Raw genomic sequence first — 7974 nt, forward strand, 5'->3', positions numbered from 1 at the left:
ATTTAAAGCAATCCGATCGAGTGTAGCGGGCCCTGACCCGTAATTAACTCCAACAATAGTGCCACAAAACCAATCATCGCCACACGACCGTTCCAGACTTCTGCCCCCGTGGTCAAACCCCACTCCCACTGCTCTTGAGGGTACATTTTTACTATCTTGGAAGGGCGTATAACATCAGAGAATTTAACGCTGGGAGATTCGATCGACTCGATGACTAAATCGGCCAAGGCTTCAATAAACACCGGATGAGTATTCAGGGCGGGCACTCGGTAGAAATTTTTAATCCCCGATTCTTCTGCTAATTCTCGATACTCCATGTCAATTTCTTGCAGAGTCTCGATGTGTTCGGAAACAAAACTAATCGGAACTACCAACAAATCTTGGACTCCATTTTCTGCCAATTCGGTAATGGCGTCTTCGGTGTAAGGTTTGAGCCATTCCACCGGGCCAACCCGACTTTGATAAGCTAGAGTGTGTTCGTTCGATCGGTTCAAATGTTCCATAATCAGACGAGTGCAATCTTCAATCTCGCGCTGATAGGGGTCTCCCGCCTCTTCTACGTAGCTGAGGGGGACGCCGTGGGCGCTAAAAAAGATGTGAACTCGATCGGGATTCGGATTGTGGTCTAGTTGTTGGGCTATCAGTTCCGACATTGCCTGAATGTAGCCTGGCCGCTTATACCAAGAAGGAATCGCGGTATATTCTATATCCTTGAGGGCAGGATCTTTGCCCCACATTTCTTCTAGCTGCCGGAAGCTAGAACCGCTGGTGCTGATGGAAAATTGAGGATACAGCGGCAAGATTGTCAAGTGTTCGATGCGATCGCGCTTAATTTTGGCGATCGCCTCTTCGGTAAAAGGATGCCAGTAGCGCATCCCCACGTATACTCGAGCATCTTGTCCCTTTTCTTGCAAGAGTTCTTGCAGGGCTAGGGCTTGTTCCTCGGTAATTCGCCGCAAAGGAGAGCCGCCACCGATTTGGCGGTAGTTTTCCTGGGATTTTTGAAAGCGCAGGGTCGAAATCAACCAGGCGAGGGGTTTTTGCATCCACGGAAACGGAATGCGAATGATTTCCGGGTCAGCAAACAAGTTGAACAGGAAAGGACGGACATCCTCGATTTGATCTGGCCCGCCCAAGTTTAATAGCAATACTCCCACACGACCCATAGCGGTTACAGCTCTCCCATCGTCTCAGTTCTGTTACTTATCTTTATCATATGATTTAATAATATCTTATGTCGATAACAAGGTATACATAATTTTGACTATTGCAACACTTTTTAGAGATTTAAGTTATCGGTATCAGTGTCTCTAGGATTGCGATCGCGCGTCTGGCTGCTTTGAGCGTAGGCGGCAATGCTCGTTTGGGTGACAACGGCCAAGGAAAAATGTACCATCAGCCAATTATTCTTTAGAAGCTTTTGCCGACTGTCAGTTTGACAGGAGTACGCAGCAGCGTTGGGATGCACGAAATGCAACGGGCGCAATTGCGACAAATCTTTCAGGAAGTATACCGCGCGATCGAGCCCGGTGGTCTATTCATTTTGGTAGATATTCATCGGCATACAAATCCGGTATTTAGGTCAGGGTTGGCTGTATTTTTGTGGTTGTTTGAGACTGAAACTGACTTGGGGAGTTTGTTGGCAGAAGTGGGATGGCGATCGTACAATTCCGAAGTAACTCCACAACCCAAACTTTATGCTGGCGGCAGCATTGAAGTAATCCAAGTTCAAAAGTCATTAGTCAGCAGTCATTAGTCAGCAGTCATTAGTCATTAGTAAAGGACGCGCCAATTATTGACTAAACACTGCTGAATTCTTACTTTTAAAATGAGGAATATTTAGTCATCACTAATCCTTCCTAACTAATGACTACTGACTACTGACTACTGACTAAACAAACTTTTTCGCTGCTGCCAAAGCCGCCTCAAACTTGAGCAATACATCCTTTTCTGTGTGAATAGCTTTCTCTTGTTCCAGCAGCGGCCGACCAAAGCGAAAAATACCGTCCTGTTCTACGTGGTCTACATAAGGCAGCGTTTCTGGATGTGGCAAAAATTTTCTGCCGATTGGGTACGGCGTGTGGAAAGAAAAACTAAAATCGGGAAACTTGTCGCTCTTGATTTCCAGGTAGTAAAGCGAGTAATAATCTTTGATGTCGGAGTACACGCATTCGCGGCACTTATTTACCAATTTGCGGTTCTGATAGAAAAAATCCCACTTATCCCAAAAGTAGCCATCTTTCATCATTTCCTGGTGATCGTCGCACAGTTCGAGATATAATTTGTCAGAATCAGCCGGACGGTAGAAGTAAAGCATGGCGTAGGGCATTTCAATCAGTAACTTGACTGCTTGATTTTTTCGCTGATACCATTCCTGCTGGTGAGTTTCGTAGACTTCCTTATATTTATTAATTGCTTTAAAGCTGTTGAGCTGATTTTCTTTGGCCCAGCGCGACGCCCAAACAGTCCAATAAGCTAGCTGGAAGGTTGCTGAAATTTCCGCCGAACCTTGTTCTTTCCAGTCGGCAATTATTTTTTCCCACTCGGAACTAAAAGCTACTCGCGATTGTTCGTTTTCTGCGGGGTTTTCTGTATTGATTGGGGTGGGTATTTGGCGATTGTTTTTAATCAGCCCTTTGGGTTCTTTGCGCCAATTATTAATATCGGTTGGCGTTAGACTTAAGATGAATCTTCTGTCGTGAACGGGATATTCTAAATGGATTCCTGATTTGCGGAAAGAGCGGTATTCTAAAATAGGGAGTTTGTCTTGTTCAATCCACTGCTGGCGTTCTGCTGGCGAACACTTGAGTATTGTTTCTAATTCAACGGGATCGACGGCTAATTCACTTTTGAATGTCTCCCAAAATCTTTCTTGTTCGGCTGGATTTACTTCCAGCAGGGATACAATTCGGTTGACGAGATGATCGGTTTGGTCTGGGCAATTGTCAGGAAGTCCTAAGAAGTCGAGGAGTTTGGTCTTGAGTATTCGTCTGGCTGAGATTAGCTCGGCTAACATGAGAAGCTCCAGTAGAGTCATGACTTGCGCCCTTGAACTGGCAAGATTTATGCAAGTCTTATATATCTTAACTCAATTGGCGTAAGTCCCACGCTGCAATTGTACTCAATTGGGCGTTGGGATATAAGCCAAGCAAGGTCTATGAAATACTCAAAAATTTCCTGATTTATCACAAAAAGATGGTAAGATATAATTGGTTGCGACCCACCCACTCGGCTGCCAACAACAGGTCACAGTAGCAGTAGTATGCTTACCAAGGATAACTGCGAGAGAAAGGGGGAAAAGACAGACCGCTGGTTATTGGGATACGTCCTAATATGAAATACAATCCAAGTTTGTCATACGGAATAGTTTTTTGCCTTGGGAAACAGGGTTTCTGCGTGGGTTCCCTACAAAGGGATAAAGGCTGCAAAGCCAGAGATGCTGTGTAAGACTTGGATCGTCTTAGGTGACGAATACCCAGTAATGGGATACCCAACAGAGCAACGGCAAATGAGACACGAAGCCTACACTATACCGCAAGGTTAGTGTTAGGTATTTCACTAGATTCTCCTGGGTTGTCGGCAATTGAAAGGTGTGCGCGAGCGAAGCTATCCCATTGCGCCTGCGGGCCCGTTGCGGTAGGGAATCGCCGAACCTCGGCCCCATCCCTAAGCCAAAATACTCAAAACAAGGGCAAAAGGTCGATCGACCTTTTGCCCTGATTGGCTAAAACTCATATGTTGCACCATTCTCAATTACTTGTTTAGGAACAGGCAAGATGCCTGTTCCACAAGAAAATTTATATTTTGTGGAACAGGCATCTTGCCTGTTGCTGAAAATGGTGCGAGATATCAGCTAAAATCGATAATTGCGATCGCGCACCCACAAACTCACAGGCACAGCATGGCCTGTTTTGTCAACCTTTACTTCTACCAAAAAAGATTGTCGCTGGTTCCTTTGAGCTTCGCTAATGTCCTGATTGACTTTTTCCCTTTCATCCTCTGGCATATAATAAGTTTCTAAGCCGTATTCCATCTGCCAACCGTTATATTTGCCCTTAATTGCGATTTGGTTGGCGGGCAAATTAACGGGATTTTCCCGACTGACGCGGACGGGTTTCCAAGCTTGGGGGCGGCCGGGATTAGTCGCGGTTTTTGGCGATTCTAAGATTACATAAAAACTGGTTTTTGGCTTGAGATTGTGCGTATTTTTTGGACAAACAACTCCGGGCGGACAAGGTGTTTTTTGGGTAGGTAAATCTTTCCAGCCGGGGAGTTTTTGGAGATTTGTGAGATCGGAAATATCATATCTCAAAACTTGGTAATATCCGCGCAAAAAGTCGTAAGGGTCTACTGGTGCTGTTTGCAGGACAACTGTTTTGCCAGTAATAAAAGTGTAAACTGCGGTCGCTGGTACGGCGGCAATTAGTCCGATTTGCAAGAGCAAAGGAACCCACAGCCGCCACGCGGGAAGGCGTTTTGCTTCTGGGGGAAGCTGAAACAGATTTGTTGTATCTGGATTTTCAACTAATAAGTCAATGTTGTTTGTGTTCATGTTAGGTATGGGTTATATTGTTTGCGGTGGTTTCGGAATGATTAAACCGCAGAGAACGCAGAGGGCGCTGAGTTAGAGAAGAGAGAGATTAATATTTTCTATTCATCGGAGATTGTTGCGAAGTGGCGCTCGAACCACAAACCCGCAGCAATTACGCCAATTCCGCACAAAACAAAGACAAAAGATTTGAGCAACAATCCTGTGTTATATTCAAATACTCTGCTGATGATTTGCAGGGTGATTAATACCATGCCTCCCCAAAAAGTCTTGCGGTTTCCTAATGCTAAACCTTCTCGGATTAAGCCGACCGCGAGTAAAAATGATAAAACATTGAACAGGAAAGTCGCTAATTGAGGAATGGGAGTAAAACTGAGGTGAAAAAGCGGTATAAAGGCGCTGGCGAGGATGAAAATGCCGATCGCACTTGTAGTCAAATCCACTGCTTTTTGTTTTGGTCGCCGCAGTTCCAAACGTCCCAAACGCAGCCATTCAAACAGCGTGAAACCGCCCAAAACAGCCACATTTGCCAGCAAAACCCAATCCGACTCCGTTGGCGCAGGATTCGGCAAATCTTGCCACCACCAGTGGAAAGAAAGAACATAAAACAAACCGGCGAGAAACAGCAGGGCTAAACTGCGGGCGGTAGGTTGAAACAGCTTGCGGCGTACCTGTGGCCAGATTGCATCGTCGTATCCCCACAGCAAAGCGGGCGGTAAAGCACAAAAAATTGCTGTACCCCAGGTTTGATTTAACCCTTGGACAATAGAAACTTGTAGGGAGAAAATTATCGCGATCGCACCTAGGGCAAAAATAGCACGCGATCGACACCAATAAGCCAGCGGCACAAACATTATACTGGCTGCGATCGGCATTTGCCGCACCAAAACTTCCAGCCAAGAAAACTCGACTTTGGAAGACCAATCTAACACGGCCAGCCAATAGCCTAAACCGACTAAAAGTGCGGACAAAACGCCCAAGGAAGTCAACCGCAAACTGTAAGCCATTCCGAGCACGCCGATTCCCCAAGTGAGGTAAAGTCCGTAGGAAGAACCGCCAATGTGAAACATTTGTGCCATCAAAGCCATATTTGCTCCTAAAATCAGAGCTCCTAACAGCAACAATCCTTGACCTAGGAGTTTGTTTCGCCCTATTGTTAGGGGCAAATTTAGATTGGAGTTTTTGCTTCGGGATGGGGGAATTCGCCACAGATAGAAACCTGCTGCATTGACTGCTACGAAAAGACTTAGCAGCAGCGCAACTCTCACTTCCCGCGACCAAACTTGCCAGTTTGCGGCTACAAAGGTGATGACTCCTATACCGAGGAGAATGCCGCCGAGACTCATCAGAATGCTGAGGAAACGGTTGCGGGAGGCGGTTTCGAGTGTGTTGAATTGGTAGCGTTCCGAAAGTTGTTGGTAGAATGAAGTGTCGATGAGTCCTTCTGCTTGCCAGAGTTTGGCTTGTTCGCGCAACTCCCGTCGAAATTTATCTGAAATCATTGTTTATATTCCAGAGGATTGGAACTGTGATAGTTTTTAATATGTCACTTGTGGGTTGATTGTCGATGGAGGCTGGGACACCTCTCTAACTTGCACAGCAGATTTGATTGAGATCCTTCGGCGGTTGAAACCGTTTCTATATAAACAAACTCCCAGCAGCAAGGGACGAATAAATTAAGGAAGGTAATTTTATGGTACAAGCTCAATCTAAAAAATTAACTTTTGACGAGTACCTTAATTACTCAAATGATACGGATCAACGCTATGAGTTAATTGATGGGGAGTTAATCGCTTTGCCGCCAGAATCTGAACCTAATAATTTCATTGCTAACTATCTATTTTTCTATCTGGCTAGCAGCGGGCTAGTGCCACTTAGACTGATTAAAACGCATAATTGCGAGGTTCAAGTTGCCGTTTTGCGATCGGGAGATGCGGCCAACCGCTACCCCGATTTGATAATTCTGGAACCTGAACACATTCCGCTGACAGCAACCAGGCTAACTATCACCTTCGATATGTTGCCTCCTCGGTTTGTTGTGGAGGTAGTCAGTCGGGGTAGAGTGGGCAGGGATCGGGATTACGAGCGCAAACGAGCTCAGTACGCAGCGCGGGGCATTGCAGAGTATTGGGCGATCGATCCAATTGAACAAGTAGTGACAGTTTTGCGGCTTGAGGATGGGCAATATGTTGAGGTTGGGGTGTTTCGGGATGGAGAGGCGATCGTATCTCCGATGTTTCCACAGCTAAGTTTGACGGTTCAACAGATTTTGAGTGGAGAGGTTTAAGGGCGGATCAATAGCTAATTGGTTAGCATTCATCTAACCACCTACCGATTAGTGAAAATCTCCACCCTCAACCTGATTGAGGCCAGGTTTCAATCCCTGATAGGGATTTAGGTTGATTGCAACCTGTAAGTTTCGCTAACAGTCACACCATTTTTAGATAGTGACGTGAGAATATCATCAACCTTACTTTGCTAAATAAATCTAGGCGGGGAAACTCAATTTTCCCCGCCTAGACCTTATAACCGTTATGGCTGGTCACTTTTCCATTTGCTGAGAAAAGCTTCATAATGCTGGCTAAGAGCGTTTTGATTTGGTATTGTTTTTTGATCCTGTGGTAAAGCCAGTTTCCGACCAGCCAAATCGTGGTAACAGGTGCCGACAAGTTCAGGAGCAATCACCACTTCATGGGTATCTGGTCGAATTGATAGTAGATGCAAATCGAACAGAGTGTGTATGTCGGATCTGAGCGGTAAACCATTTGTTGGATGATTGGTTTGAGTACCTTGATATGGAATTATATGTGCAGCTTCGATAGCTGACTCTACATCACAATCAGTTATCGGGCATCGACCACCGTAAGCAATTAACAACTTACGTCGAAATCCAGCCTGTCCCTGTCGCTGCACAATAGAAGCAGTTATCCGTTGTCTGGCGTCTTGAAGAGTTTCAGTGTCAAAATATTCCTCAGATTCAATTTTCTGACGCTCAGCATCTAGCTCAGGTAGCGCTGGATTGCGGGTGTGGAGGTAAGAATCGGGAATGGTTCGCAAATCTAGTTTTCCCAAATTCTCCATACTACGAATCGCCTCTGGGATTTCAGTAATCTGATTGCTACCAAGGGTAAGCCGTTTTAGATTGAACAGTTGCCCAATTGCTTCTGGGATAGAGGTAATCTGATTCTGGTCGAGTTTAAGCCATTTTAGATTGGACAGTTGCCCAATCGCTTCTGGGATAGAGGTAATCTGATTCTGACCAAGGCTAAGGATTTCCAGATTGGACAGTTGCCCAATCGCTTCTGGGATAGAGGTAATCTGATTCTGATGGAGGTTAAGGATTTCTAAATTGGACAGTTGCCCAATCGCTTCTGGGATAGAGGTAATCTGATTCTGATGGAGGTTAAGGATTTCTAAATTGGACA

At 45.4% G+C, this 7974-nt stretch carries 7 protein-coding genes; 2 read left to right on the forward strand and 5 right to left on the reverse strand.

Annotated elements, in window-relative coordinates:
- Window positions 1-2 precede the first annotated feature (2 nt).
- On the reverse strand, window positions 3-1166 hold the full coding sequence (gene hemH / locus QUB26_RS11595; RefSeq protein WP_333318051.1) for a ferrochelatase: 1164 nt from the start codon (window positions 1164-1166) through the stop codon (window positions 3-5).
- A 254-nt stretch (window positions 1167-1420) separates the two neighbouring features.
- Here hemH and QUB26_RS11600 point away from each other — a divergent pair, with 254 nt between their 5' ends.
- Window positions 1421-1756: a hypothetical protein gene (locus tag QUB26_RS11600; RefSeq protein ID WP_333239956.1), complete on the forward strand. Its 336-nt coding sequence runs from the start codon at window positions 1421-1423 to the stop codon at window positions 1754-1756.
- 135 nt (window positions 1757-1891) lie between these two features.
- Here QUB26_RS11600 and QUB26_RS11605 read toward each other — a convergent pair whose 3' ends face one another.
- The 3 genes from QUB26_RS11605 to QUB26_RS11615 all read right to left on the reverse strand — a co-directional run bounded on the left by QUB26_RS11605 (window position 1892) and on the right by QUB26_RS11615 (window position 6051).
- Window positions 1892-3016 (reverse strand): hypothetical protein, encoded by a 1125-nt coding sequence (locus tag QUB26_RS11605; protein WP_333318053.1) that lies wholly within the window; start codon window positions 3014-3016, stop codon window positions 1892-1894.
- 837 nt (window positions 3017-3853) lie between these two features.
- Entirely contained in the window at window positions 3854-4552 is a 699-nt protein-coding gene (locus QUB26_RS11610) for a GDYXXLXY domain-containing protein (RefSeq protein WP_333318055.1), read from the reverse strand.
- Window positions 4553-4650: 98 nt separating this feature from the next.
- Window positions 4651-6051 carry a DUF2157 domain-containing protein gene (locus QUB26_RS11615; protein ID WP_333239950.1) on the reverse strand — a complete coding sequence of 467 codons (1401 nt, stop codon included), beginning with the start codon at window positions 6049-6051 and terminating at the stop codon, window positions 4651-4653.
- Between the two features lie 191 nt (window positions 6052-6242).
- On the opposite strand from QUB26_RS11615, the gene QUB26_RS11620 reads away from it, so the two are divergent.
- Window positions 6243-6836: a Uma2 family endonuclease gene (locus QUB26_RS11620; protein ID WP_333318058.1), complete on the forward strand. Its 594-nt coding sequence runs from the start codon at window positions 6243-6245 to the stop codon at window positions 6834-6836.
- Window positions 6837-7081: 245 nt separating this feature from the next.
- On the opposite strand, the gene QUB26_RS11625 is transcribed toward QUB26_RS11620, so the two are convergent.
- On the reverse strand, window positions 7082-7974 hold an 893-nt coding region (locus tag QUB26_RS11625; RefSeq protein ID WP_333318060.1), incomplete at its 5' end, for a leucine-rich repeat domain-containing protein.

Origin of the sequence: Microcoleus sp. B4-C1, from assembly GCF_036705285.1 — a bacterium.
Taxonomy (GTDB): Bacteria; Cyanobacteriota; Cyanobacteriia; order Cyanobacteriales; family Microcoleaceae; genus Microcoleus.

What these genes read in the sequence shown, in the direction of transcription:
- hemH (WP_333318051.1), bottom strand. Translation starts at nt 1,166, where the DNA reads ATGGGTCGTGTGGGAGTATTGCTATTAAACTTGGGCGGGCCAGATCAA.
- QUB26_RS11605 (WP_333318053.1), bottom strand. Translation starts at nt 3,016, where the DNA reads ATGTTAGCCGAGCTAATCTCAGCCAGACGAATACTCAAGACCAAACTC.
- QUB26_RS11610 (WP_333318055.1), bottom strand. Translation starts at nt 4,552, where the DNA reads ATGAACACAAACAACATTGACTTATTAGTTGAAAATCCAGATACAACA.
- QUB26_RS11615 (WP_333239950.1), bottom strand. Translation starts at nt 6,051, where the DNA reads ATGATTTCAGATAAATTTCGACGGGAGTTGCGCGAACAAGCCAAACTC.
- QUB26_RS11620 (WP_333318058.1), top strand. Translation starts at nt 6,243, where the DNA reads ATGGTACAAGCTCAATCTAAAAAATTAACTTTTGACGAGTACCTTAAT.